Origin of the sequence: Pelosinus sp. IPA-1, assembly GCF_030269905.1 — a bacterium.
Classification (GTDB): domain Bacteria; phylum Bacillota; class Negativicutes; order DSM-13327; family DSM-13327; genus Pelosinus.
This window is the reverse complement of sequence record NZ_BSVC01000015.1, coordinates 1-23585: the sequence shown is the minus strand read 5'-3', so window position 1 is coordinate 23585 and position 23585 is coordinate 1. Positions and strand designations below refer to the sequence as shown.

Below are 23585 nucleotides of genomic sequence, written 5' to 3'. Positions count from 1 at the left end.
GTGACATTGCGGGTAATTGTAGATAAAAACATAAAAAAAAATAATTCAGCCAAAACAAAAATTATAAATTCAAAAAAACAAAAAGAAAAGGATTTTAGGCTTATGCAGATACGCGAGGCATGTGAAAAACTTGTTGAAGAGGGAATACAAGTTACATATACAGCAGTCTCCGACATAACAGCAATACCAAAAAGGACATTAGAGCATTCGTATTATAGTGTAATTATAACCCGTTATCGTAGTGGATCTGAGGTGGGAATAAAAACATCAAGTAAGGAAGTTGAACTTTGGAAGAATGAAGCTGATTACTGGAAACAGATAGCAAATAAATATAAACTTGCCTTAAAAGAAGTAACTACGTTGTTAGTCGAAAAGGGTATAAGCTTAAGAGAAGAAAGATAATCTGAAACTAAAAAAAGTATTTTTGTCTCCTAGTTTCATTACTTGGAAATCAATTAGAATAGGGGTATAATTATCAATATCTTATCAACGATGAAAATAAGGGGGCTTGTTTATGGATCTTTTCGACTACCAAGCTAATCAAACAATCGCGAATAAGCCTCTTGCTGAAAGGATGAGGCCTAGGACATTGCGTGAGTTCGTAGGTCAAGAACACTTATTAGGAAAAGGAAAGCTATTGCGTAAGCTTATCGAATCTGACCAAGTTCAGTCAATGATTCTTCAAGGTTCACCAGCTACTGGTAAGACAAGCTTAGCATCAATAATTAGCAGTATAACAAGTGCTGAATTTGTAAAATTAAATGCTGTCTCTCTTTCAATTGCAGATCTTAGATCCGTTATGGACAAAGCAAAAGATAGTATGAAATTTTATAGGAAGCAAACTATCGTATTTCTAGACGAAATACACGCCTTAAAATCTAATACACAGATGTCCTTGCTTCAAGCGGTAGAAGAGGGCACATTTATTTTAATCGGTGCAACAACCGAAAGTATAACTCATGATATCATCCCACCCCTTGTTTCTCGATGCAAGATATATAATCTTTATCCTCTGACTGCGAGTGAAGTAAAAAAAATAGTTAATAATGCTCTCAGTGACGTTGAGAGAGGTCTAGGAAACCAACAAATGGGGATAGAAATGGATGCTCTAGATTATTTGGCTGATATTTGTAATGGAGATGTTCGTAGTGCTCTAAATGCCTTAGAAGTTGCCTCTTATTCTACGAAGAGAGAAGGCAAGATTAATCTTGATACCATACAGCAGGCTTTCCAGTTAAGGTCAAATGGTATATCTACAACGGATTTCTATGATCTTACATCTGCGTTTATCAAGTCAATGAGAGGAAGTCATACTGATGCAGCTATATACTGGTTAGCCCGTATGCTAGATTCAGGAGTTGATCCAATTTTCATAGCAAGAAGAGTAGTAATCCAGGCTGCAGAAGATGTTGGACTTGCTAACCCTCAGGCTTTGCAAGTAGCAATTGCAGCAAAGCAAGCTATAGAATTTATCGGTATGCCAGAGGCACGTATCCCTCTAGCGGAAGCTGTTATATTTGTTTCGGAAAGTCCAAAATCAAATTCAGCATATAAAGCGATTAATAGTGCTTTGCATACAGTGAAAAATAGCAGAGCATTTCCCGTTCCAAGCCATCTAAAAAACAGTTCAGGGTTATATATTAATCCAATAGATCACCCCAATTCTAGGTTAGATTATTTACCTAAAGAACTAGAAGAAGTCCAATTGTATGTACCACAAAATTCTGGTATTGAATCGAAAATATTCTCTAAGCGTAACTCTACCGACAAGATCTAGTTGATAGATTAGGAGTATGATCTTATAGAAGTTCCAGATGAAAATATACGTGCAAGATAGGAGTGAAGATATGAATGTAGGTGAGCTGAAAAAAGTTTTATGGGGATTAAAGAATGATACTCCTATAAAAATTATAACTGAAGGGATTCGTCCATGTGGTTATAATGGAGGAGAAGGTTTCAATATAGTAGAAGCTACTCCCTTTAATAATCAAGGGCTGCATCTATATACTGATTCACCCACTAAAACTATAGAAAAAAATAGTACATTTAGCGAAAAAAAAATACCGAGGGAAGGTTGGGCAGAGCAAATGAGAAAAGTTGAAGAAAATAAAGATTTTGAGTATTACATGTCTTTGCCTTATAAAATGGTGATTTTTCCTGCATCCGAAGGGGGATATGTGGCAGAAATTCCAGAACTTCCTGGTTGTTTAACGCAAGGCGATAATTGGCAAGATATTTTTGAAATGATTCAAGATGCAAAAGCGGCATGGATTGATATAGCCTTAGAAGATGGAAAAGTAATACCAGAACCAGAAGATGAATATAAATAATAAGGCATACATGAAAAATAAATAACTCGTTGTTAATATAGTTACTTTTTAATTTAGTATGCTGAGATTATTATTTAAAAATAAGCTTATTCTAGTGATCTTCTTGGCACATCCAACCTCGCAGCTAGCAATTGTTATTACTATATCTGCAGCTGTAGCCGCCTCAATAAATGGTTTAATACCAGCGTCGATACCGGCAAGGCAACTGGATTTAGGGGGAATCCGTCTTCTCTAATCTTCATCAGTCTACCTGTTCCGCGACATTACCGACATCTGGCAATCATGACCTAAGATAATTTCTAATCGCATTTATGGTAAATTACGTAAGTAGCGATTTTAAACAATAGAACCTTGTGAACGTTAATGTTCACAAGGTTCTATTATTATACTTTCCATGCCTTGGGTAAATAGATGTTTTAGGCATAATAAGGCTTAATAGATGAGTAAAGTTAAATAATATTGGTATATTTATTTATCACCAAACGTATAGTAAAGTACCAAATAAATTTGTCATGGGGCCTGTAAAGGCTCCACTTTTTTTGCTCAAAGCACTTTGTTATATGAAATATTCATCTGAGTAGGTCATCCATTTACATGGATAGTTGTAATTAGATATTATCTAAAATCACCGTCTATTTTAAAATCATGAATAATATAATGGTACTGGAGAGAGAGACAATTTTTTAAAAATAGTAAGGAGGGGAGATAAGCTTTTAACTTGGTAAGAAAAAATAAGGAGGTTTGATCATGGCAACTCCGTATTTAGGAGAATTTCTTGGTGTAGCAACTTTGATTATTTTAGGTGATGGTGTTGTTGCAAATTCGTTGCTGAAAGGATCAAAAGCCGAAAATGCTGGATGGTTTAACATTATTACAGGATGGATGGTTGGCGTTTTAGTGGGCGTTTTTGTGGCAATAGCCTGCGGTGCTCCTCAAGCTGATATTAACCCAGCTGTTACTTTTGCAAAACTGCTAAATGGTGTATACACAAGCTCTGAAGCAATTATGATTATGATTTCTCAAGTTGGTGGTGGCTTTGTTGGTGGAGTTATAGTTTGGATTTATTTCCGTGGTCACTGGGAGATATCCGATGACCAAGGTGCTAAACTAGCTGTATTCTGTACCGGTCCAGCAATTCGTAACTATTCACAGAACTTAATTTGTGAAATTATTGGTACTATTATATTAGTATTTGCTATTTTCGCTATGTTCTCTAAGGCAGTAGGATCAATGTCTCCGGGATTTGGGCCTTATATGGTGGCAGTGTTAGTATGGGGTATTGGTGCGAGTTTAGGTGGTACTACTGGATATGCTATTAACCCCGCTCGGGATTTAGGTCCTCGAATTGCACATGCCTTTTGCCCTATCGCGGGCAAAGGATCTTCCGATTGGGCGTATTCTTGGGTTCCTGTTGTTGGACCATTTATCGGTGGCGGTGTAGCCTTTGCGTTAGCTAAGGCGATCGGTATACTGTAATTAGATTCAGAGCCTTCAGAGAACCTAGATATCTAGGTTCTCTTTTTAATGACTAAATACGAAAAGATGGATTGAGATGAAGCAGAAAGATCAATAGTAAGTGTAATATTAACGATATTAACAAAGTGGCAAACTACGCAGCTAAATATATATAAATAGTAGTAATAAAGGTATCTCAAATGAGTATAATTGAATATACTCATGTTTTGAATTCGAGAATTATAGATGTAGTTTTACAAATTCCATGTAGTGATTATATAAAACAAGTTTAATAAATGGCGGGAGAGGGTGTTGATATGAACTCGTACTATCATCTTATTCGGTATGATGGGAATAAAGATCTGTTTTGCGCATTGGAAATGTCAATCGCTGCTCAGACTAATAACGTTCCATTTCATATTCATGTAGAGGGATTACGCGGAACAGGTAAGACCACTATCATTCGTGCAGCAAAGCAAATTTTGCCGCCGATAGCTAGAATAAAAAATTGCATCTATAATTGTCATCCTGATGCACCCCACTGTCCAGAACATCGTAATTTGTCGCAGAAACAAGTGCAGGCTATTGGCATTGAAATTCTACCTTGCCCTTTTCTCGAAATCTCACATGCAGCAAAGGTGGGTACTGTGATTGGCAGTATTGATATTGGCAAATTAACGGACCGCAATAATTCAATAGCTGCCCTCCTACCAGGTACAATACCACAGGCACATCGTGGTATCATATTTATAGATGAAATAAACCGTCTTGCTGATACATCTCCCGAACTAGCTGATGTATTATTGGATGTAATGGGCACCAAGCCAGGGCGAGTGCAAATTGAAGAAACGGGATTGCCAACTGTTGATTTTCCGGTGTCGGTTAGCATCTGGGCGGCATCAAATCCTGATGAAGAGCCAGGATCTTTAGTACAAATCCGTAAACAACTAGCTGATCGTTTTGACGTAATGGTATCAATGGGAAGACCTAATAACCATCAAGCAGTATACGATATCTTAAACCATAGCACGGGTAATTTTTCATCCAGGCGTGAGCTGGATCAATTACTTGTTGGAGAGTTAGAAACAATCCAGATTGATTCAACTATAAGAAAAATATTGGCGGCAATTTATATTGAATTTGGTTTGGAAAGCTTAAGAGCAGTGAAAGCGTTGGAATCGGCAGCAAGTCTTACAACATTACTTTCAGGCAGACGAACTATTACTATCGCTGATATAATTCGGGTGGTGCCATTAGCATTAGGACATCGGACTGATGTGGGTACAATAACAAATATAATAAGGTATCTGAAAAATTTGCACGATGGTTTTGAGGATAAACGGGATAATGTTATAAATAGTAATATATCAGAAGCATTAAAAGTAGATATTAAGAATAAGGAAAACAAATCATGGTTGATGATGTGGTGGGATTATCTCCGGAAAAAACTCTCAGTCAGATGTAATAACGCATCAGGGAAGAGTACTTCGGCTAAAGGGGGATTACAGATGTCTAGTGTGGCTAAGGCCATTGATCCCGTAGGCGAAACAATGATAGCTCCCGCTAAACGAGCATTGCCCTTAGGACAACTACCAGATGAACAGTTAATTACAGTGGAAGTAAAGAAATAATATGGAAAATAGCATTTATTTTGAATGTAGTCGTCTGCGGCTAGCTGCACAGCAATTGGCAAGAGTGCTACGCGAAGATAAAGGAGCGCGCATTGGGCAATGTACGGTAATAAGTTGTAAAGTACATTATTATCAGTTGCACAAACCCGAAGAAGTACATATTCTGCGAAAATATGATGCGGGGAAAACTTTTTATCATCGAAAGGATATTGGCAAGATATATCACGCGGATGTATTTCATCAATGTGGTTTTGTTGACCCCAAAATGTTGGCACAAACGATAAAAGAAGCAATTTGTGTATATCATGAACAATGTCAGATTAAAATTGGTGAAAAAGTTAATTGCACCCACAGCATCTTTATGAATCCCGATCTGATTGATATCCAAACGTCAGGCGGAGGAGGGCGAATAACAGGCAGTCTCAATTATGGGAAAAAAGCTTCCTTATGCAAAGCTCATGAAAACCATGTGCATATAACGGGAATGCTGCTATCAGAAGATTTGACAGGGTTATTTTATGTCGTGCAGGCGGTGGAAAATGCTATTTTAGCAAGTAACTTAGAGTTGCGTCGTAACGAACGGATATTGTATATAAATAGTGAGAGCGGTGCGGAAGAGGATTTTTCAGCATATACCACAGATTCGGACTCTTGTTTACGGGAGAAAAATCTAACAGAATTGTCACCAGTTACCAAACAGCAGCAAGAAATTAAAGACTCTGAGGATTTAAAGAAAGATATTGATAACTCTACTGATATAAAGGAATTTTTAAATAAGACTGAAGATCAGAATAGGTTATCGAAAGGTTTAACAAAAGGTGATAGTGATGATCAAATGTTGGTCGGCATGGATGGGAAGGGAATTATCAAGTTGGAAGGTCACACTATAACTATAGATCGTAGGGAATATAGTAAGGAGTATGAAGAATATCTGGAGCGCAACTTAGTAGAAGTTGAAGAGCAATTGCGCCGTATGCAAAAACTGAATAAACAAGCATCAATAAAATCAAATAACGCAAAGCATGTATCTCAGTGGAAGAATGGTCATAAAGGAAGGCGCATTATTCAAAAAGTTGGGCAAGAGGCTTTGGTTGAGTTGGGGATTGCTGAAACAGTATATGCTGCAGTACGTCGTATGGCAGAGGAAAAAAAGGCGGATTTTCAAATTACCGAAGAGGATTTGCAACATTATATTCGCCATAGATCTAAAGAAAGGGAGATATGCCTAATTATTGATGCCAGTGCCAGTATGGAGGGGAAACGCATAAATGCGGCAAAAGCTTTAGCTCATCAATTATTATTTACAACTCCCGATCGTATTAGTGTAGTTACTTTTCAGGAACAAAGGGCAGATGTGAGAGTGCCCTTGACTCGAAATTATCGGCAAGTGGAACAGGGTTTACGCAATATTAAAGCTTGTGGATCAACACCACTGGCACTTGGATTGAAAGCAGGTTTACAGCATCTAAAAAGGGCTAAAGCCTGTCATCCCACCATAATTTTAATTACAGATGGACTACCTGATAGTCCTGACTGTACTACACAGGAGTCGATAAATGATGCTATTACAGTCGCAAGAGAGATTAAAAAAGCAGGCTATGATTTTATTGCTATTGGTTTAAAACCGTTTCACAATCATCTAGCGCAGTTAAGTGAAGCAGCTGGTGGGACTATATATATAGTTGATGAGCTGAAAAAGCAATCGTTGAATGATGCAATTTTCTTGCAGCAAAGTCATTGCTAAGGTGTTGCTATAATAAATATAAATGCCCTTGCCATGAGCGCAAGGGCATTTATATTAGCAAGCGATAGCTTGGTATACATTCTATTAAATAAAATATTATTGACGTTATTATAATATTATTATATTATAATAACGTAATATAACGAATAAAAAATAAGGCGGTGAGTATTTTGTTGGATGTTTTTGCAGATTATATGACATATCAAGTTTTTGAAATCACAAAGGGTTCTAAGTTAGGAGATGCGGTTAACTTTTTTATTTATGATTCGCTTAAAATATTTTTGATGTTATCCATCATTATCTTTTTTGTATCAATCATAAGAACCTATTTCCCTCCGGAACGTACTAAACAACTACTGAGTCATAAAAGGGAATTCTTGGGGAATATTATGGCGGCATTACTCGGGATTGTCACACCATTCTGTTCCTGCTCGGCAGTGCCTGTGTTTATTGGTTTTGTTGAATCTGGGGTTCCGTTAGGAGTAACCTTTTCTTTTCTGATTTCATCACCGATGGTAAATGAGGTGGCACTGGTTTTACTATGGGGCATGTTCGGCTGGAAAATCGCAATGATTTATATATCGACAGGTGTATTAGTCGCTATTATTTCTGGATATATTATTGGGAAATTGAAATTAGAGCATTTGGTAGAAGAATATGTTTATCAAATGAAAGTCGGACAAAGTGAAATCGAGATAATGACTGTAGCAGATAGACTACACTATGCATTAGACTATACGAAAGAAATTCTACGGAAGGTATGGCCATATGTAATAATTGCTATCAGTTTAGGTGGTTTTATTCATGGTTATGCACCTCAAGACTTTTTAGCTGATTATGCGGGTAAGGACAATTTTTTTGCGGTACCATTGGCTGTATTGGTAGGGATTCCTCTTTATTCCAATGCTGCCGGAGTAATACCGATTGTTTATGCTTTAATGGAAAAGGGCATGAGTATGGGAACTGTGCTTGCATTTATGATGTCGGTAACAGCGCTGAGCTTACCTGAAATGATTATATTACGAAATGTGTTAAAACCCCAATTAATTGCTATATTTGTAGGTATCATGGCAGTAGCAATTACGTTAACTGGTTATATGTTTAATATAGTGTTATAAAAGAGATTGACATTATTGATTTGAGCAAGATACTAAATTTATCAGTATTAATTTTGGAGATTGGCAGGGGGTAAAAGATGGGGAATCAAAAAGTAATTACGAATTTGAAAGTAGAGTTGTTCAAAGTACTAGCCCATCCAGCTCGAATTCAAATTCTGAAGTTGTTGGAATCAGGTGAACGGTGTGTGTGTGAATTAATCGAGGAAATGGGTGTTGAACAATCTAATTTATCCCAGCATTTAGGCATATTAAAAAAACAAGGGCTAATTGTATCAAGGAAAGATGGCACTCGTGTTTTTTATACTGCACTCTATCCAACTGTTATAGAAATGCTGCAACTTGCAGAAACGCTGGTGATTGAGCAGGTAAATCAGAGTAAAACATTATTACAAGATGTTAAATAAAAGAGAGAGGTTGTTTAATGATGAAGATTGAAATATTGGGTATGGGATGTCAGAAATGTAGTACATTAATGGAGGCAACAAAAAAAGCAGCAGGAGAACTTGGGATTAGTGCTGAGTTTGTAAAAGTGGAAGATATTAAGGAGATTATGAAGTATGGCATCATGTCCACACCAGCATTGGTAGTTGATGGTATAGTGAAAGTTCAGGGTAAAGTTTTGGGTAAAGAAGAAATTAAGGCATTTCTTTAAAACTAAATTATGGTAATGCCTTGTAAAAGAAAATTCATCTAATAAATTTGGTAAGAAAGTTAATATAAATAGGTTACGTTAAAAAGACACTGTTTACTAATTATACTTAAGTAATCAGTGTCTTTCTGTAAGCTAAAAGAAAATATATAATGTAAAAGGAATTATGTCCATTGAGAAGAATGGTTGTATATACAAACTAACGTTAAAACTAAAAATAAAACGGGGTGAGTATTTGATGGGGATTTATCGCTTTAATACTGGAGAAGAGACTATTGAATTACCACTTATACCAGATGTGAAAAAGCTTTATATTGAGCCAACTACAAATTGCAACTACTCCTGCGTTACGTGTATTCGGCATTCTTGGGGTGATGATATTAGTCATATGCCTTGGCCGGTATTTAGTAAGGTCTTAAAGGATATGGAAGAATTGCCGAATCTAAAGACAGTCCATTTTGGTGGCTTTGGTGAACCGTTATCTCATCCTAGAATGATAGATATGATAAGAACTTGTAAGGAATTGGGTTATGCTGTAGAAATGATTACGAATGGTTCTTTATTGACCTCCGAAGTGGCAGCTCAGTTGATCGATATTGGGCTTGACTATATTTATGTTTCGTTAGATGGTCCGGATGATGACTCTTTTAGTCGAATTAGACCAGGGGCTAGTTTTGAGGATGTAACACGCAACATCCGGATGTTACAAACTTTAAAAAAGAAAATGAATAAATTAACCCCACAGTTAGGTATCGAATTTGTCGCAACGAAAACCAATTTTAATAAACTCCCGATGATGAGATCTATCATCGATGACTTAGGTGCAAATCGTTTCGTCATATCAAATGTATTGCCCTACCATGAGAGTATGAAGGATGAAATCCTATATAATGTAGATGCCAATCTTGAGGGGTTTGGTTGGGAATCACCCCTTCTTTCTGTGAAGGCTTCCCCAAATTTTCAGCTTCGTACACAACGTACATGTAAGTTTGTGGAAGATAAGGCTTTGGTAATTACCCATGAAGGGAATGTCAGTCCGTGCTATGCATTTATGCATAACTATCATTGCTATATTTTCGGTCGTAGAAAAGCTATGGTAGCCTATAAGTTCGGTAATGTATTACTTCAGTCTTTGGGAGATATTTGGCAAGATCCTCAATACGCAGTATTTCGATGGGGAGTTAGAAATGCACAATACCCGTCTTGCGTTGATTGTCGCCAAGCAGATGGCTGTGTTATGGCGCAGACGAACGAGGCAGATTGTTGGGGAAATCTGCCATCTTGCGGCGATTGCTTGTGGGCAAGGAATATTGTAGTCTGCCCTTAAAAATCTTCGTTTATTAGATCTTGCTGGTTCGACGCCCTGCCGAATACCATTAATAAGCAGCATCCCGAGCGGTTGAAAATGATTCGGGATATTTGGGGGCTGGTGATGGTGACCCGTCAACAATTGCATCGGTAGTAAAAAAGCTGCACGTCATCTGGCGTGCAGCTTTTATGTGGTCTATCAGAAGAAATTATATTATACCGAGAATAGAATTACAGCAGGATTATCCGGCTGGTGCTTCAGCGGCGTAGTTGTGCAGCGCAGACAATAAGCTTGACATAATTCTCTTGACATACATGAATGGAAAATTGCATATCATCATATCATAACAAGGATTAGCGCAAATATGATTGAGGTGGCTGAGATGGATGTAGTTGAAGTATTAAAAGCGCTGGGTGATGGGACTCGGCTGCGGATTTTGAATTTATTGCACAAGGAAACCTTATGTGTCTGTGATTTGGAAGCAGTGCTGAATCTCAGCCAGTCCAATGCATCTCGGCATCTGATTAAGCTCAAACATGCCAAGCTGATTGCCGGTGACAAAAAAGCTCAGTGGGTATATTACAGGGTGGATAAAACCAGCCTGGAGCGGTATCCCTTTGTAGAGGTGTTGTTAGCTAAGGAGCTGGAGCAAGAGCTGCATTGTCAAAAAGACTTAGCGCGACTAAAGAAATACCGGGGGCAAGGCGGCTGTTGTGAGACCAGCGTGAAAATCAGGGACGAAGAAAAATTGTAACGATTATATGAAGAAATTGAAAATGATAAATTTCTGATCATCACCGCTGTTGGTATTTTTACAGTAGAGGGCTGACATTTCATATCGCCCTCTACCGTTTGATAACACATCATCAAAATTTGAAGACTTTATTTCAAGAAAATACTTGTAATTTACAAATAATATTGGTAAAATGAGGGCGAGGTGATAAAAATGGAGATGGAGCAAATTCGGGAAACCTTTCATTTGATGACGAGACGGCTGGGGTTAATCGATAAATGCGGCTGTAAAGTCATTGAAACCGATCTATCAGTTATTCAGAGCCATATTTTGTATGAGATCAATAAGCGACAGCAGCCCTCCATGCAGGAAGTAGCCGATGCGCTAGGTATGGATATTACCACTTTTAGCAGGCAAGTCCAAACATTGGTGAAGTTGGAATTGGTAGAGAAAGTGGAGGATCCTGGGGATAGACGGGTATATATGCTTTCCTTGTCAGAGCTGGGGTCCCGCGTTGTGACGGAAATCAGTGAGCAGATGAATATCTATTTTCAGGAAGTATTTTCGAGTATGACAGAATTTGAGAAAGAGACTGTTATTCGCTCTATTCAATTGCTGAATCGGAGCTTGGTTCAATCCAGTGTCTGCTGTTCACCGGTACGGTGAGTTCTTTTTTAAGCATATATTTGCAAAATGCAAATAAAAAACGGGGGTGTATAAAAAATGTATGATATCTTAGAAACTTTTGCTACACTTATTTTGGAATTATCCGTATTGTTTATCGGAATCAGTTTTTTGATTAATTTACTCCAAATCTGGATTCCTTATGACAAGATCAATACGTGGCTTTCCGGTAAAAACTCTTTTGTTGGTGCATTGGGGGCAATTGTATTTGCTTTTGTAACGCCTTTTTGTTCTTGCTCTACCATTCCAATCATTGTGAATTTATTAAATAAAAAGGTCCGTTTCGGTATAGTCATGATCTTTTTATTTTCCTCACCCATTTTAGATCCGACCATTCTTACACTTATGGTATTTTCTTTGGGATGGAAAGTAGCTACGATTTATACACTGATCACTTCAGTGCTATCCATCGTTATCGGTTTTGCTCTGGAAAAGATGGGTTTCGAAGGAGCAGTGAAAGATGTTGTGGTGCAAGATCTCGATGCAACTCCAGCGAGTTTTAGTGTCGCTGGGGCTTGGAAAGAAACGATTGAGCTTATAAAATCAGTGTATCCCTATTTATTGTTTGGTGCAGCAATCGGAGCTTTTATTCACGGGGTCGTACCAACGGAGTGGATTTCCCATTACTTGGGGGGCGACTCGTGGTGGCTTATTCCCTTAGCGGCTATAATTGGTATTCCATTGTATGTCCGTCTATCTGCGATGATCCCTATATCCCAGATTCTCATCGCCAAAGGGATGAGTGCGGGGGCTGTTATGGCACTCGTTATCAGTTCTGCAGGGGCAAGTTTGCCAGAAATCGTATTGTTGAATTCTATTTTTCATAGAAGGTTGGTTGTGTCTTTTATTGTCTCAGTAATTTTAATGTCAACTATTTCAGGTTTTTTGTTTTACTTTATATAATTTAATTGGAGGGGATATATATGGGGTGCAATAATGGGGGAATAGAAAATTCAACCCGGATACTCTATACTTGTTCTGGGTGCTGTACCGAAGGAGCAGTAAGTGATCAAGTCGGACGTAAATTACGGGCGGCAGGTTATGCACGTTGTGGTACGAGTTGTTTGGCCGGCATCGGCGCAGGATATCCACGTTTTTTAAAAGCAGCGGCGGAGGCCACCGAAGTGATCGCCATCGACGGATGCAAAATGGCCTGCGCAAAGATGCTGCTAAAAAAGGCCAACATTACTGCAAAGTCATATGTACTCATGGACATGGGATTTTCAGAGAATCAAGATCATGAAGCTTTTATCACAAATGTTTGCCAGCGGATTATGGCACAATAACAAATGCGAAAAAGTAGCAGCTGTATCAAAATAAAGATATAGTTACAGCAAAAGCCAGGATGTTATTTAAATATACTAAGTAATAGAGTAGACTTCATAGTATTTTATGAAGATTCTACTCTTCTTTATAATGATCTTTATTGGCCACTCTATTAACAGATAAGTTCAACGAAACCAAAAGAGACAACGACCTATTTATCCTGGCCGTTGTCTTTTGTATATAGTTGATATTCTGGACCTTCGATGGTTCTTTTATTTTCCTTTGCTGATGCTAGACCCGTCTTGATTTTCTCAAGTATCTTCCTTTTTTTATCTTCTGTTAATTGTATATCTGCCTTTGCCTTCGGATAATCTGGATTCATAAACAAATCCCAGCATCGAGATGTTGGCGAAGAATCTAGCCTCGGTGGACGGTGGCGGTTATTAATTGCAAATTGGCTTCTCTCATCTTCCTGAAGACCGTTCCAGTGTTTTGCGATGTTTCGCAAATCCTCTTTTAGGTCTTGTCCATTTATCAATACCTGGCGAGTCTTCATAAAGTAAGGTGCTAAACTTTGGTGAAACCTATCCGAAGAACAAAAGACTTGACAAAAGGGTAGGTAGAAAAGGTATTCAAGATCAACAAACAAGTGGCTACTTTTACCGGTTGGAACAAGTTTTTGTGTCATAGCAACTGCTACAACACTAAGGATAGAATAGCAATAAAATCCATATGGAAGAAATCTAGAAAATAACGGCTTTCCAGCTTGTTCCCACCTTTTGATAACCTGTTTCTTAAAACCTTCATACACTCCTAAAAAGTTCAGCCAGGCAAGTATCCCTTCAGTTTGGAAACTTGGATTAGGATGAGCTAATGCCTTTAGAATAAACTGTACTACTTCGTCTAGATTCTTAAACTTCGGAAGAACGGCGTCCTTAGCCAGCTCCTGAGCCAGTTCAGCGACGCTAATAGCATCGCGTTGCGATCGGTAGATTTGAGCGAACTTAATGTCCTCTGGAGTAAAGTTGCCTTCCTGCCAATGCCTGGCAGCAATCTGCCATGGCGATTCTTCAACTAGAACAAACTTCTTTCCATTATTTGTGTAACCTACACCGGTTGGCTCAACTATTGGCCTCCCATCCATCGGGAATCTTGCTCCTGTAAGCTCCTTTATCACCAAATGGCGGTAATCAATGTTTACATAGTCGTCAAGTTTACTAGCTAAGACACCAACTCTGTTACTAGCTTCAGTCGCATCCTTGTATTTTGAATAGTCGGCTATTACTTCTACTATTAAGACTGGTGGTAGAATAACAGAGTAGTGCTTATAAAGGAAAACAATTTCTTCATGTGGCAAACTCTGTATGGTTGATTTATCTATAAGTAAATTCGGTCCCATTACTTTCTCACCTTACCTCTTAATTTGAAGTTTACATATATTATTCTTTTTAATTCATGTTATACCTTCATTAACATCGCTAAAAATGCTTATCAAAAACATATATACACAAAGATAGACATCAGATTAATTCTGATGTCTGCTGTATATAAGTATAGATAGGTGAAGCCTGGCTTTTGCTGTATTTAGCAGAGTTTTACCTGGGTGACTGGTATAGAATTATAAGATTGCCTACAGGCTATCTTTGTTTTTTTGAAGGCTTTGCTAAGGCGATTCTTGCAATAACGGATAATATATTTAAGTGGACGTTATAAACTACAGAATAGCGCGTGTAAGCCCACTTGCAGTTAGGTATGTACTTATTTAATAAATTAACACAATGTTAACATAGGGTACATTGACTAGAAAAACGATCGTAGGGTATGATAAAAACATATTCAAGAATTTAAATATGATATTTTAAAGCTAAATCGATACGGCAGACGGTTAGATGAGAGGAGACCCAATATATACAAGAGGAGTGGGCATCATGAAGAAAGCGGTATTAGTCATTATATGTACGCAAAACAGCGCACGCAGTCAAATGACAGAAGCCTTTTTCAAAAAATATGGTGATGATATCTTGGAGGTTCATAGTGCTGGTTTTGAACCTACAGAAGTAAATCCATATGCGGTAGAGGTTATGAATGAGATTGGTATTGACATTAGCGGTCAGCATTCCAAGGGTGTTCGGGACTTTTTAGGGAAAATGTCATTTGGCTACGTCATTGCTGTTTGTAAAAAGGCTGAAGGCAAATGTCCCGTGATATTTCCAGGAGCACGACAGTTGTTATCCTGGCCCTTTGATGACCCGGCTGCATTTGAGGGAACAGAAGACGAAACCCGGCAAAAGTTCCGGCAGGTGCGTGATGAAATTCAAGAGAAGGTCAAGGAATGGTTACAGGAATATCGTGATCAGCACGATCATATAAAATAAAATGCCACCAGTGGCAAATCTGGTGGTTTATGAGGTGGGTTATTATGAAAATTATTATTATTGGCGGGGTAGCTGCTGGCACTTCTGCAGCAGCCAAAGCGAGAAGAAACAATGAAAATGCTCAAATTACTTTATTTGATGCAGACAGTGATGTATCCTATTCAGGATGCGGCTTGCCGTACTTTATTGGAACTGAAGTGGAAGGGCGGGGACAATTGGTTCCCAGAGATGCTGCATTCTTCAAACAGAAATATAATGTGGATGTATACACCAGACATCAAGTGTTAGAAATTCAGCCACAGCGTAAAGTACTTACGGTTCAGAATCTAGTTACGTTAGAAATCTTCCAGGAAAGCTATGATAAACTGGTTGTTGCCACTGGAGCAAAATCGGTTGTGCCTGCCATAGAGGGTGGCAATAAACCTAATGTATTTTATTTACGGAATGTAATCAATGCCGACCGTATCCGTGAACAAGTGCTAGCAGCCAAGCCAAAATCGGCTGTTGTTGTCGGTTCCGGATTTATCGGTCTTGAAATGGCGGAAAACTTAACAGCGAGGGGAATCTCTGTTAGTGTCGTGGAAATGGCAGAGCACGTTATGCCTGCTTTAGATCCAGACATTGCGGTATATGTGGCAGATCATCTGGTGGAGAAGGGCGTACAGGTAATCGTTAACGATTCAGTGATCCGGCTGGAAGGAGACCCTTCTGTTAGTAAAGTGATACTGAAAAGCGGCAAAGAAATCGAAGCGGATTTTGTGATCATGGCTGTCGGGGTAAGACCCAATGTAGAACTAGCCCAAAAAGCAGGAATTGAACTTGGTTCAACAGGAGCCATCAAAGTCAATCGAAAAATGCAAACCAATATGGATGATATCTATGCCTGCGGTGACTGCGCGGAAAGTTACTCTTTAATTACCGGGAAACCTTTATATAGGCCGTTAGGTTCTACTGCCAACAAAATGGGGCGAATCACTGGTGATCAAATCACTGGCGGCGATTTGGAGTTCCGGGGAATTTTGGGGACAGGTATTTTTAAAGTGTTTGAGATGGCAGTAGGCCAGACTGGTCTTACGGAAAAGGAAGCAAAAAAAGAAGGCTATGAAGTTGTTGTTTGTCATAACATTAAACCAGACAAGCCCGAATATTATCACGGTAATGAGATGGTCATTAAGGCGGTTGCCGATCAAAGCACTGGCAAGGTTCTGGGGGTGCAAATTGTCGGAAAATCCGGCGTTGATAAACGAATGGATGTCTTTGTGACCGCCATTACTTTCGGTGCGAAAGCAGAAGATTTGTTTCATCTGGATTTAGCCTATGCACCACCATTTTCTACCACCAAAGACCCGGTGATGTATACCGGCATGATTCTAGATAATGCCATTAGGCGCGGCAGAGAACTAATGACCCCGACTGAGTTACAGGAAAAAATTAGAAATGGTAAAGAAGTGCAGATTATCGATGCCAGGGTGAGCAAGCAATATAATCAAGCTCATGTTGAGGGTGCAGTGAATATCCCTCAGGAGCAAATACGTGCAGCGCTTAATTCCCTTGATAAAGAAAGGGTTACGGTTACTTATTGTAATAAAGGGGTTACCGGGAATGCTGCTCAAAATATTTTGATCAATCATGGCTTTAAGAAAGTATACAATTTGTCGGGCGGTTATAAGAATTATAGCAAAAATGGCAAAAAATAAAGTATATGGCCCGAACCATCAATAACAAACTACAAATACAGAGGTAAGAAGAAGGGGAGCTAATCACTCCCTATCCTCCTCGATACTAAAGAATAGAAAATGAGAAGCGGAGGGTAATTGTGGAAGATGTGGCGTTAATTTTTAAAGCACTAGGGGATGAAATTCGCCTAGAAATTGTACGGATGCTAATTGATAAGGAACTTTGCGTATGTGATATCCTAGCGGCTTTCGATAAATCCCAGCCGGCCATTTCACATCATCTAAAAATTTTAAAACAATCCGGCATCGTACTGGATAGCCGCGACGGAAAATGGATTTATTACCGCTTGAATCCGCAAGTATTTAACCAGATTGAGGTCTTTCTGCAGTTGTGTAAAATGGCAACGAAGGAACGCTATAGAACTTGCAGCCCTAATTAAAATGCAATAGGCCAGATAATTTTATTTGTTATTGTAGATAGAGGACAGGCATTTCTTTCGCATGCTAGTCAGATTAAAATGTATGTTAATTTTTTATTGACATATATGAGTAAAATCGAATATAATCATATTCGCAAGGAGGACTTCATCTTTGACCTATAGAAGTTGCTAAGAAGTACTTAAGATCTTAGCTGCCGAATGAGAATTTTAAAGCTGACAAAATTCCAAGAGCATAGGACAAAGATTAGGAAAACTGCTTGATGTTATTGCCTATCAGAAAATAATTAGCTAAAAAGTATTATTGGATTAACTTTAGAATTTTTGCATTATGTTTTTTTAGCTTAACACCAATAATCCGAATGCCTAAATTTTTTTTAATAAGTACATGCATCAATTCAAATATATTCATATAATGTATAAGAAAGGTTTTTATCTAAAATATTTATTTACATGAAGAGGAGGTTTTTATTTTAATGTCTACAGAAAAAAGGTTGGACTTTTTTGAAAGGTATTTAAGTTTATGGGTAGCACTATGTATTGTGATTGGTATTGGCTTTGGCAAGGTGTTCCCTGGGGTGGTTGATTCACTGAGTAAAATGGAAATCAGTCATGTGAATTTACCGATTGCAGTTTTAATATGGCTAATGATCTATCCTATGATGCTGAAAATTGATTTTTCCGCTATTCTGAAAGTAGGAGACAGACCGAAGGGGCTATTCATTACTTTGTTTGTCAATTGGTTAGTAAAACCTTTCAGTATGGCACTGTTAGGCTGGTTCTTTTTCAAATATGTTTTTATTGGTATGATTGGTGAACAAATGGCCAATGAATATCTTGCCGGCACCATTATTCTAGCGGCAGCACCTTGTACCGCCATGGTATTTGTATGGAGCTATCTGACGGATGGTGATCCTGCATACACTTTAGTGCAGGTGGCCATTAATGATTTACTCATGTTGGCGTTGTTTGCACCAATTGTCATGTTCTTATTAGGGGTTTCCAATATTATCGTACCTAAAGATGTCTTGTTTATGTCGGTACTATTGTATATTGTCATTCCGTTAGTTGCAGGTTATATTACCAGACGTATTTTGATCCCATCCCGTGGCGAAGATTGGTTTAATGACAAATTATTGACGCCATTAAAACCAGTAACCATTATTGCCTTACTGGTAACATTGGTCATTATCTTCGCTTTCCAGGGAGAAGTCATTACTAATAATTGGTTTAGCATTGTTTTGATTGCCATCCCTATTATTATTCAGGTTTACTTTAATTCCTCGTTAGCCTATGGTCTAGCTAAATATTTTAAAGTGCCACATAATATCGCCTCACCAGCGGCACTCATCGGAGCTAGTAATTTTTTTGAATTGGCCGTTGCAGTTACTATTTCCTTATTCGGTTTGACGTCAGGTGCAACACTGGCCACTGTTGTCGGCGTGTTGGTGGAAGTGCCAGTCATGTTGTCGGTGTGCAGCTTCTGCAATCGGACCCAGCACTGGTTTGATTTTGAATCAAAGCCGACAAAAGAAAAAGGCTAGAGGGTAGTTCTGTAGTGCTTCAGCCCTAGTGAGACGTACGCGAGGGAGGAGAAAAGATAATGCCCGATATAAGTCAACAGATTTGTATGTTCATTATATCCTGGGTATTTTGGTTTATTATCATCTCTTTATTTGCTTATCTTTTTCAAAAAAAACGAGGGATCATTCTTGGGACACAAGAAAGGATATTTTTGGTTGGCAAAGTGTCATTTCTCTGTGTTGCCGCCAGCGTTTTGGTCAATGCTGTATTAGGGAGATAATGGAAGGAACCTTGCTGTATTTCCATCGAAGGTGTTTGTAAATAGGTAACGGGGAGGGAATAGTAATTGATAAAAGAGATTGACGAGTTATATTGTTATCTAGGGAAGCTAGAGGAAGCTTATTACGTAGACATTTCAAATCCCCAGGAATGTTTGATAATGCCTGAGGTGCGGATGAAATTAGAAGTTGCTATTTCAAATGTAGCGTTGCTCCTAACGCAATTGGTTTCTCAACAAGAAGGTCAAAAATAATCACGGCGCTAGCATAGAGATCATGTTGACAAAATTAAAGACAAAGTATATGATTAAAAATGAATATAGACATATTAGGGTATCCATACTTTGTTTGATAGATTGGATAGTAAAGGAGGTATTTGCATTGAGTATAACACGAATCGTAAAAGCATTAGGGGATGGAACCAGACTTAGAATTGTAAATTTATTACGAGTTGAAAATTTATGTGTATGCGAAATTGAAGACATACTCCAAACTAGTCAGTCTAATGTGTCTAGACATCTGGCAAAACTTCGCGATGCGGGTATTATTTATAGTGAGAAAAAATCACAGTGGGTATACTATGGCATTAACGTAGATATAATAAAAGACCATTCCTTTATAAAAACTTTATTAGATGAAGATTTTGCTAAGCATCTCCAATACCAACATGATATAGCTAAGCTGAGAACGTATCGTGAACAGAACTATGAATGCGGGTCTTTAGAAATTACAAGTGCTTAGCACTTGTAATTATTAAATGCTATATGATTATATTTAAATATAGACATATATGTTTATAGTAAGTCAATAAATTAAAGGGGCGATAAAAATGAGTAAAATTGAAATTTTTGATCCAGCAATGTGTTGTGCAACAGGAATTTGTGGACCTGGTATTGATCAAGAGTTGTTAAGAGTGGCGACTACTGTGAATGCTCTTACTAAAAAGGGCGTTGACATCATTCGCTATGGTCTTTCTAGTGAACCTCAAGCCTTTATAGATAATAAGAAGGTAAATGACTACTTGATGAAAGAAGAAGTAGAGGTTTTACCAATTACCATCGTAGATGGAGAAGTAGTTAAAACCAGGAAATATCCTACAGAGGATGAATTTGCTCAATGGTCGGGCGTATCAAAAGAAGAAATAGCCGCCGCCGCTACAGAAAAAGAGAATGGATGTTGTTGTGAAGGTGGATGTTGCTAAGTAGAACGTAGGAGGACATTACATGTACAACTTATTTAATCCTGATAATATAAAGCTAACAAAGTATTTATTTTTCACCGGCAAAGGTGGGGTCGGAAAAACTTCGACAGCCTGTGCTACAGCAATTACATTAGCAGATCAAGGTAAAAAAGTTTTATTAGTCAGCACAGATCCAGCATCTAACTTGCAGGATGTTTTTGGTATCAACCTTACTAGTAAAGGCACTCCCATTCAAGAGGTACCTAATCTTGTAGTAGCTAACCTGAATCCAGAAGAAGCTGCCAAGGCTTATAAAGAATCTGTTATTGCACCCTATAAAGGTAAACTACCAGCAAGTGTTATACAGAATATGGAGGAGCAGCTTTCAGGGTCTTGTACGGTGGAGATTGCAGCCTTTAATGAGTTTTCTAATTTTATCACCGATGAAAAAACACAAATAGAATATGATCATATTTTATTTGATACAGCACCAACGGGTCATACCTTAAGGATGCTACAACTACCCTCTGCATGGAGTAATTTTATTAGCGAAAGTACCCATGGAGCATCTTGTCTGGGTCAATTATCGGGTCTGGAAAGCAAGAAAGAAGTATATAAGAATGCCGTTATCACTCTAGCTGATGGTAAAATGACAACCTTGATTTTAATCTCTAGGCCTGAATATTCTCCGCTGCAAGAAGCAGAGCGAGCATCTAAGGAACTGAAGGAATTAGGAGTTAATAATCAACTATTAGTTGTTAATGGTGTGCTGGATTTAGATGTTGAAAATGATGAAATAGCTGATAAGCTGTATTCCAAGCAGCAAGAGGCATTACGGAATATACCAGAATCTTTACAGGATACTCCGACCTATAGAATTCCATTACGTGCATACAATGTAACAGGAATTAAAAATATAAGAATGCTGTTAAAAGAAGATTATTTAGAAATCCAAAATTATAAGCTAAATAAAGAAGAATTGCCAAAAGTTAAAGCATTAATTGAGGATCTTTACGCATCGAAAAAAAGAGTGATCTTCACCATGGGAAAAGGTGGTGTGGGAAAAACGACCTTAGCAGCGGCGATTGCCATCGGTCTTGCCGAAAAAGGTTTAAAAGTGCATTTGACAACCACTGATCCAGCAGACCATCTGAAATTTGTAGTGGAAGAAGGTCATGGGATTCGGTTAAGTAAGATTGATGAGAAGGAAGAGCTTCGTAATTACACGGAAGCTGTTTTGGCAAAGGCAAGAGAAACAATGGCAGAAGAAGACATTGCGTATGTAGAAGAAGATCTTCGCTCTCCCTGCACACAAGAAATCGCTGTATTCCGTGCTTTTGCTGAGATAGTAGATAATGCGGATGATGAAATTGTGGTAATTGATACAGCACCTACTGGTCACACGTTGCTGCTATTAGATGCTACACAAAGTTATCATAAAGAAATACAAAAATCCCAAGGCGACATACCAGAAGCGGTGAAGAACTTATTACCAAGATTACGAGATGCAAAAGAAACAGAAGTTGTCATTGTCACTCTTCCTGAAGCGACGCCTGTATACGAAGCAATGCGCTTACAAGAAGATTTAAAAAGAGCCGGTATTAATAACAAATGGTGGGTTATTAATTCAAGCTTACTCATGACAAACACCCAAAGTCCATTATTAAAAACGAAATCTCAAAACGAAATTCCATGGATTAATAAAGTGGATGAAATAGCGCAAGGAAATTTTGCTGTAATACCATGGAAAGGCGAAGAAATTAAAGGTAAAAAATTAGTAGAATTAATCCGATAAGTGGTAAAGAAACGATAATAATAATTAGATGAAATCCCTATAGCCTACAAGGCTATAGGGATTTGTTTCGGTGCGCGTTCTTGGGGGTGCCAACTGCATGAGACTTTGATAGTACCAGCCATTACTGTAGGTGTGTAAGTGAAAATACTGACAAGGTATGTGGGTTTCCCTGATATTCAAAGTGAAAGTTAACTGCGATAATAAAGATATAAAATGTCGACTCTATAAACTCTGGCCATGCCTTGGAGTATCTATCTAAAAACGAGAATCTGTCACTTAATCTCATTTATCATGGACTGTAAGGGGGGATTTGGGATTGAGTAAAGCAAGTGCCATAATTTTAGCAGGGGGAAAAAGTACTAGAATGGGTCAGGATAAAGCTTTTCTCCCATGGGGTGAAAGCGACATCTTACAGTATCTTACTGCAACTTTGCAAGGAATCTGTCAGGAAGTTATTGTGGTAAGTAATCGACCTCGTCAAATGATAGCTTCTGCAAGAGTTGTTGCTGATATCATTCCCAACCAAGGACCATTAAGTGGGATTCATGCTGGGCTTTCTCATGCTAGGTATCCTCAAGCGTTTGTTATCGGATGTGATATGCCATTTGTCATTCCTGGGCTTGTGAAAATGCTACTTGATAAAATCAAGAATTGGGATGTAGTAGTACCAATTTATAGCCAGAAGCAACAACCGCTATTTGCTTCTTACAGCAAGACATGTATCCCGGCAATTGAGACATTGCTGAGCGAAGGAGATCGTCGTGTGATCTCACTTTTTACTAGAGTTCAATGCCATTTTTTGCACGAGGCTGAATGGTCTTCTACCGCCGTTTTGCCAGGAAAATTATTTTACAATCTTAATACCTATGAAGAGTACCAAGAGGCGAGAAAATATAATGAGAGCTGGTGATAAAGATGATGCCAGTTGTTTCTTTTGTGGGCTATGCCAATAATGGTAAAACCACCTTTGTTATAAAAGTAATTAGCGAGATGAAACGACGGGGTTACAAGGTAGGAACTATAAAGCATGACGTGCATGGTTTTGAAATAGATTACCCGGAAAAAGACACTTGGCGACATGCACAAGCCGGTGCTGATATCGTTTGTATATCAGCAGCAAATAAGGTTGCGTATATTCGGCGTGTTGCTGAAGAAAGAGCACTTGATTTGCTCATACAGGATATGAGTGATATGGATATTGTTTTTACAGAGGGATTTAAAAAGGAAAATAAACCGCAAATTGAAGTGTATCGTCAGCAATCGGGAAAAGAAGCACTAGGAAAGAGAGAGAACCTGCTGGCTGTAGTTTCTGACTTGCAGTTATATGATGAGATTCCTTTTTTTGGATTTGAAGATGAAGTCAGGCTATGTGATTTTTTAGTACAGCATTTTCGAATAAAG

At 38.3% G+C, this 23585-nt stretch carries 27 protein-coding genes; 25 read left to right on the top strand and 2 right to left on the bottom strand.

The features are described from left to right. From QSJ81_RS24465 to QSJ81_RS24455, 3 genes are all read left to right on the top strand, one after another. Complete coding sequence (locus QSJ81_RS24465; RefSeq protein WP_285719938.1) at positions 1 to 402, top strand: hypothetical protein; 402 nt, start codon at positions 1 to 3, stop codon at positions 400 to 402. A 112-nt stretch (positions 403 to 514) separates the two neighbouring features. Continuing rightward, positions 515 to 1777 carry a replication-associated recombination protein A gene (locus QSJ81_RS24460; protein WP_285719937.1) on the top strand — a complete coding sequence of 421 codons (1263 nt, stop codon included), beginning with the start codon at positions 515 to 517 and terminating at the stop codon, positions 1775 to 1777. A 70-nt stretch (positions 1778 to 1847) separates the two neighbouring features. After that, entirely contained in the window at positions 1848 to 2330 is a 483-nt protein-coding gene (locus tag QSJ81_RS24455) for a type II toxin-antitoxin system HicB family antitoxin (protein WP_285719936.1), read from the top strand. Between the two features lie 48 nt (positions 2331 to 2378). Here the strand turns inward: QSJ81_RS24455 and QSJ81_RS25785 are convergent, their stop codons facing one another. Continuing rightward, entirely contained in the window at positions 2379 to 2552 is a 174-nt protein-coding gene (locus QSJ81_RS25785; RefSeq protein WP_352230934.1) for a putative zinc-binding protein, read from the bottom strand. A gap of 525 nt (positions 2553 to 3077) precedes the next feature. On the opposite strand from QSJ81_RS25785, the gene QSJ81_RS24450 reads away from it, so the two are divergent. The 11 genes from QSJ81_RS24450 (at position 3078) to QSJ81_RS24400 (ending at position 12939) form a co-directional block, all read left to right on the top strand. Then, positions 3078 to 3806, top strand: a complete 729-nt coding sequence (locus tag QSJ81_RS24450) for an MIP/aquaporin family protein (RefSeq protein WP_285719935.1) — start codon at positions 3078 to 3080, stop codon at positions 3804 to 3806. Positions 3807 to 4102: 296 nt separating this feature from the next. Further along, positions 4103 to 5416 (top strand): ATP-binding protein, encoded by a 1314-nt coding sequence (locus tag QSJ81_RS24445; protein WP_285719934.1) that lies wholly within the window; start codon positions 4103 to 4105, stop codon positions 5414 to 5416. A 1-nt stretch (position 5417) separates the two neighbouring features. Next, complete coding sequence (locus QSJ81_RS24440; protein ID WP_285719933.1) at positions 5418 to 7160, top strand: vWA domain-containing protein; 1743 nt, start codon at positions 5418 to 5420, stop codon at positions 7158 to 7160. 170 nt (positions 7161 to 7330) lie between these two features. Further along, positions 7331 to 8278, top strand: a complete 948-nt coding sequence (locus QSJ81_RS24435; protein WP_285719932.1) for a permease — start codon at positions 7331 to 7333, stop codon at positions 8276 to 8278. A 77-nt stretch (positions 8279 to 8355) separates the two neighbouring features. Continuing rightward, positions 8356 to 8682: an ArsR/SmtB family transcription factor gene (locus QSJ81_RS24430; RefSeq protein ID WP_285719931.1), complete on the top strand. Its 327-nt coding sequence runs from the start codon at positions 8356 to 8358 to the stop codon at positions 8680 to 8682. 17 nt (positions 8683 to 8699) lie between these two features. Then, a complete protein-coding gene (locus tag QSJ81_RS24425; protein WP_285719930.1) occupies positions 8700 to 8930 on the top strand; it encodes a thioredoxin family protein in 231 nt (76 codons plus the stop codon). A 163-nt stretch (positions 8931 to 9093) separates the two neighbouring features. Beyond that, positions 9094 to 10254: a tungsten cofactor oxidoreductase radical SAM maturase gene (locus QSJ81_RS24420; protein WP_285719929.1), complete on the top strand. Its 1161-nt coding sequence runs from the start codon at positions 9094 to 9096 to the stop codon at positions 10252 to 10254. Between the two features lie 364 nt (positions 10255 to 10618). Further along, positions 10619 to 10990: an ArsR/SmtB family transcription factor gene (locus QSJ81_RS24415; protein WP_285719928.1), complete on the top strand. Its 372-nt coding sequence runs from the start codon at positions 10619 to 10621 to the stop codon at positions 10988 to 10990. Positions 10991 to 11182: 192 nt separating this feature from the next. Beyond that, positions 11183 to 11635, top strand: a complete 453-nt coding sequence (locus QSJ81_RS24410) for a MarR family winged helix-turn-helix transcriptional regulator (RefSeq protein ID WP_285719927.1) — start codon at positions 11183 to 11185, stop codon at positions 11633 to 11635. 57 nt (positions 11636 to 11692) lie between these two features. Next, positions 11693 to 12556 carry a permease gene (locus QSJ81_RS24405; RefSeq protein ID WP_285719926.1) on the top strand — a complete coding sequence of 288 codons (864 nt, stop codon included), beginning with the start codon at positions 11693 to 11695 and terminating at the stop codon, positions 12554 to 12556. Positions 12557 to 12576: 20 nt separating this feature from the next. Next, positions 12577 to 12939: a putative zinc-binding protein gene (locus QSJ81_RS24400; RefSeq protein ID WP_285719925.1), complete on the top strand. Its 363-nt coding sequence runs from the start codon at positions 12577 to 12579 to the stop codon at positions 12937 to 12939. 191 nt (positions 12940 to 13130) lie between these two features. On the opposite strand, the gene QSJ81_RS24395 is transcribed toward QSJ81_RS24400, so the two are convergent. Next, positions 13131 to 14318 (bottom strand): hypothetical protein, encoded by a 1188-nt coding sequence (locus QSJ81_RS24395; protein WP_285719924.1) that lies wholly within the window; start codon positions 14316 to 14318, stop codon positions 13131 to 13133. Positions 14319 to 14847: 529 nt separating this feature from the next. Here QSJ81_RS24395 and QSJ81_RS24390 point away from each other — a divergent pair. From QSJ81_RS24390 to mobB, 11 genes are all read left to right on the top strand, one after another. Next, entirely contained in the window at positions 14848 to 15294 is a 447-nt protein-coding gene (locus QSJ81_RS24390) for an arsenate reductase ArsC (RefSeq protein ID WP_285719923.1), read from the top strand. Between the two features lie 44 nt (positions 15295 to 15338). Then, a complete protein-coding gene (locus tag QSJ81_RS24385; RefSeq protein WP_285719922.1) occupies positions 15339 to 16991 on the top strand; it encodes an FAD-dependent oxidoreductase in 1653 nt (550 codons plus the stop codon). 119 nt (positions 16992 to 17110) lie between these two features. Further along, positions 17111 to 17410 carry an ArsR/SmtB family transcription factor gene (locus QSJ81_RS24380; RefSeq protein WP_285719921.1) on the top strand — a complete coding sequence of 100 codons (300 nt, stop codon included), beginning with the start codon at positions 17111 to 17113 and terminating at the stop codon, positions 17408 to 17410. A gap of 473 nt (positions 17411 to 17883) precedes the next feature. Then, the gene (gene arsB / locus QSJ81_RS24375; protein ID WP_285719920.1) at positions 17884 to 18951 is read left to right on the top strand and encodes an ACR3 family arsenite efflux transporter; all 1068 of its coding nucleotides are present in this window, start codon (positions 17884 to 17886) and stop codon (positions 18949 to 18951) included. 59 nt (positions 18952 to 19010) lie between these two features. Then, positions 19011 to 19211: a hypothetical protein gene (locus QSJ81_RS24370; RefSeq protein WP_285719919.1), complete on the top strand. Its 201-nt coding sequence runs from the start codon at positions 19011 to 19013 to the stop codon at positions 19209 to 19211. 66 nt (positions 19212 to 19277) lie between these two features. Continuing rightward, positions 19278 to 19463 carry a hypothetical protein gene (locus QSJ81_RS24365; protein ID WP_285719918.1) on the top strand — a complete coding sequence of 62 codons (186 nt, stop codon included), beginning with the start codon at positions 19278 to 19280 and terminating at the stop codon, positions 19461 to 19463. A 127-nt stretch (positions 19464 to 19590) separates the two neighbouring features. Continuing rightward, entirely contained in the window at positions 19591 to 19950 is a 360-nt protein-coding gene (locus tag QSJ81_RS24360) for an ArsR/SmtB family transcription factor (protein WP_285719917.1), read from the top strand. A gap of 88 nt (positions 19951 to 20038) precedes the next feature. Continuing rightward, a complete protein-coding gene (gene arsD / locus QSJ81_RS24355) occupies positions 20039 to 20410 on the top strand; it encodes an arsenite efflux transporter metallochaperone ArsD (RefSeq protein WP_285719916.1) in 372 nt (123 codons plus the stop codon). 22 nt (positions 20411 to 20432) lie between these two features. Continuing rightward, positions 20433 to 22184, top strand: coding sequence for an arsenical pump-driving ATPase (gene arsA, locus QSJ81_RS24350; RefSeq protein ID WP_285719915.1), 1752 nt, complete (start codon positions 20433 to 20435; stop codon positions 22182 to 22184). Between the two features lie 316 nt (positions 22185 to 22500). Next, positions 22501 to 23094: a molybdenum cofactor guanylyltransferase gene (locus QSJ81_RS24345; RefSeq protein ID WP_285719914.1), complete on the top strand. Its 594-nt coding sequence runs from the start codon at positions 22501 to 22503 to the stop codon at positions 23092 to 23094. Positions 23095 to 23099: 5 nt separating this feature from the next. Next, on the top strand, positions 23100 to 23585 hold a 486-nt coding region (mobB, locus tag QSJ81_RS24340), incomplete at its 3' end, for a molybdopterin-guanine dinucleotide biosynthesis protein B (protein WP_285719913.1).

Bases quoted from the DNA above. Each gene is read 5' to 3' on its own strand.
- QSJ81_RS24395 (WP_285719924.1), bottom strand. From the start codon at position 14,318: ATGGGACCGAATTTACTTATAGATAAATCAACCATACAGAGTTTGCCA.
- QSJ81_RS24430 (WP_285719931.1), top strand. From the start codon at position 8,356: ATGGGGAATCAAAAAGTAATTACGAATTTGAAAGTAGAGTTGTTCAAA.
- QSJ81_RS24405 (WP_285719926.1), top strand. From the start codon at position 11,693: ATGTATGATATCTTAGAAACTTTTGCTACACTTATTTTGGAATTATCC.
- QSJ81_RS24390 (WP_285719923.1), top strand. From the start codon at position 14,848: ATGAAGAAAGCGGTATTAGTCATTATATGTACGCAAAACAGCGCACGC.
- QSJ81_RS24420 (WP_285719929.1), top strand. From the start codon at position 9,094: ATGTCCATTGAGAAGAATGGTTGTATATACAAACTAACGTTAAAACTA.
- QSJ81_RS24425 (WP_285719930.1), top strand. From the start codon at position 8,700: ATGATGAAGATTGAAATATTGGGTATGGGATGTCAGAAATGTAGTACA.
- QSJ81_RS24440 (WP_285719933.1), top strand. From the start codon at position 5,418: ATGGAAAATAGCATTTATTTTGAATGTAGTCGTCTGCGGCTAGCTGCA.
- QSJ81_RS24370 (WP_285719919.1), top strand. From the start codon at position 19,011: ATGCCCGATATAAGTCAACAGATTTGTATGTTCATTATATCCTGGGTA.
- QSJ81_RS24385 (WP_285719922.1), top strand. From the start codon at position 15,339: ATGAAAATTATTATTATTGGCGGGGTAGCTGCTGGCACTTCTGCAGCA.
- arsD (WP_285719916.1), top strand. From the start codon at position 20,039: ATGAGTAAAATTGAAATTTTTGATCCAGCAATGTGTTGTGCAACAGGA.
- QSJ81_RS24445 (WP_285719934.1), top strand. From the start codon at position 4,103: ATGAACTCGTACTATCATCTTATTCGGTATGATGGGAATAAAGATCTG.
- QSJ81_RS24400 (WP_285719925.1), top strand. From the start codon at position 12,577: ATGGGGTGCAATAATGGGGGAATAGAAAATTCAACCCGGATACTCTAT.
- arsA (WP_285719915.1), top strand. From the start codon at position 20,433: ATGTACAACTTATTTAATCCTGATAATATAAAGCTAACAAAGTATTTA.
- arsB (WP_285719920.1), top strand. From the start codon at position 17,884: ATGTCTACAGAAAAAAGGTTGGACTTTTTTGAAAGGTATTTAAGTTTA.
- QSJ81_RS24410 (WP_285719927.1), top strand. From the start codon at position 11,183: ATGGAGATGGAGCAAATTCGGGAAACCTTTCATTTGATGACGAGACGG.
- QSJ81_RS24415 (WP_285719928.1), top strand. From the start codon at position 10,619: ATGGATGTAGTTGAAGTATTAAAAGCGCTGGGTGATGGGACTCGGCTG.
- QSJ81_RS24460 (WP_285719937.1), top strand. From the start codon at position 515: ATGGATCTTTTCGACTACCAAGCTAATCAAACAATCGCGAATAAGCCT.
- QSJ81_RS24450 (WP_285719935.1), top strand. From the start codon at position 3,078: ATGGCAACTCCGTATTTAGGAGAATTTCTTGGTGTAGCAACTTTGATT.
- QSJ81_RS24455 (WP_285719936.1), top strand. From the start codon at position 1,848: ATGAATGTAGGTGAGCTGAAAAAAGTTTTATGGGGATTAAAGAATGAT.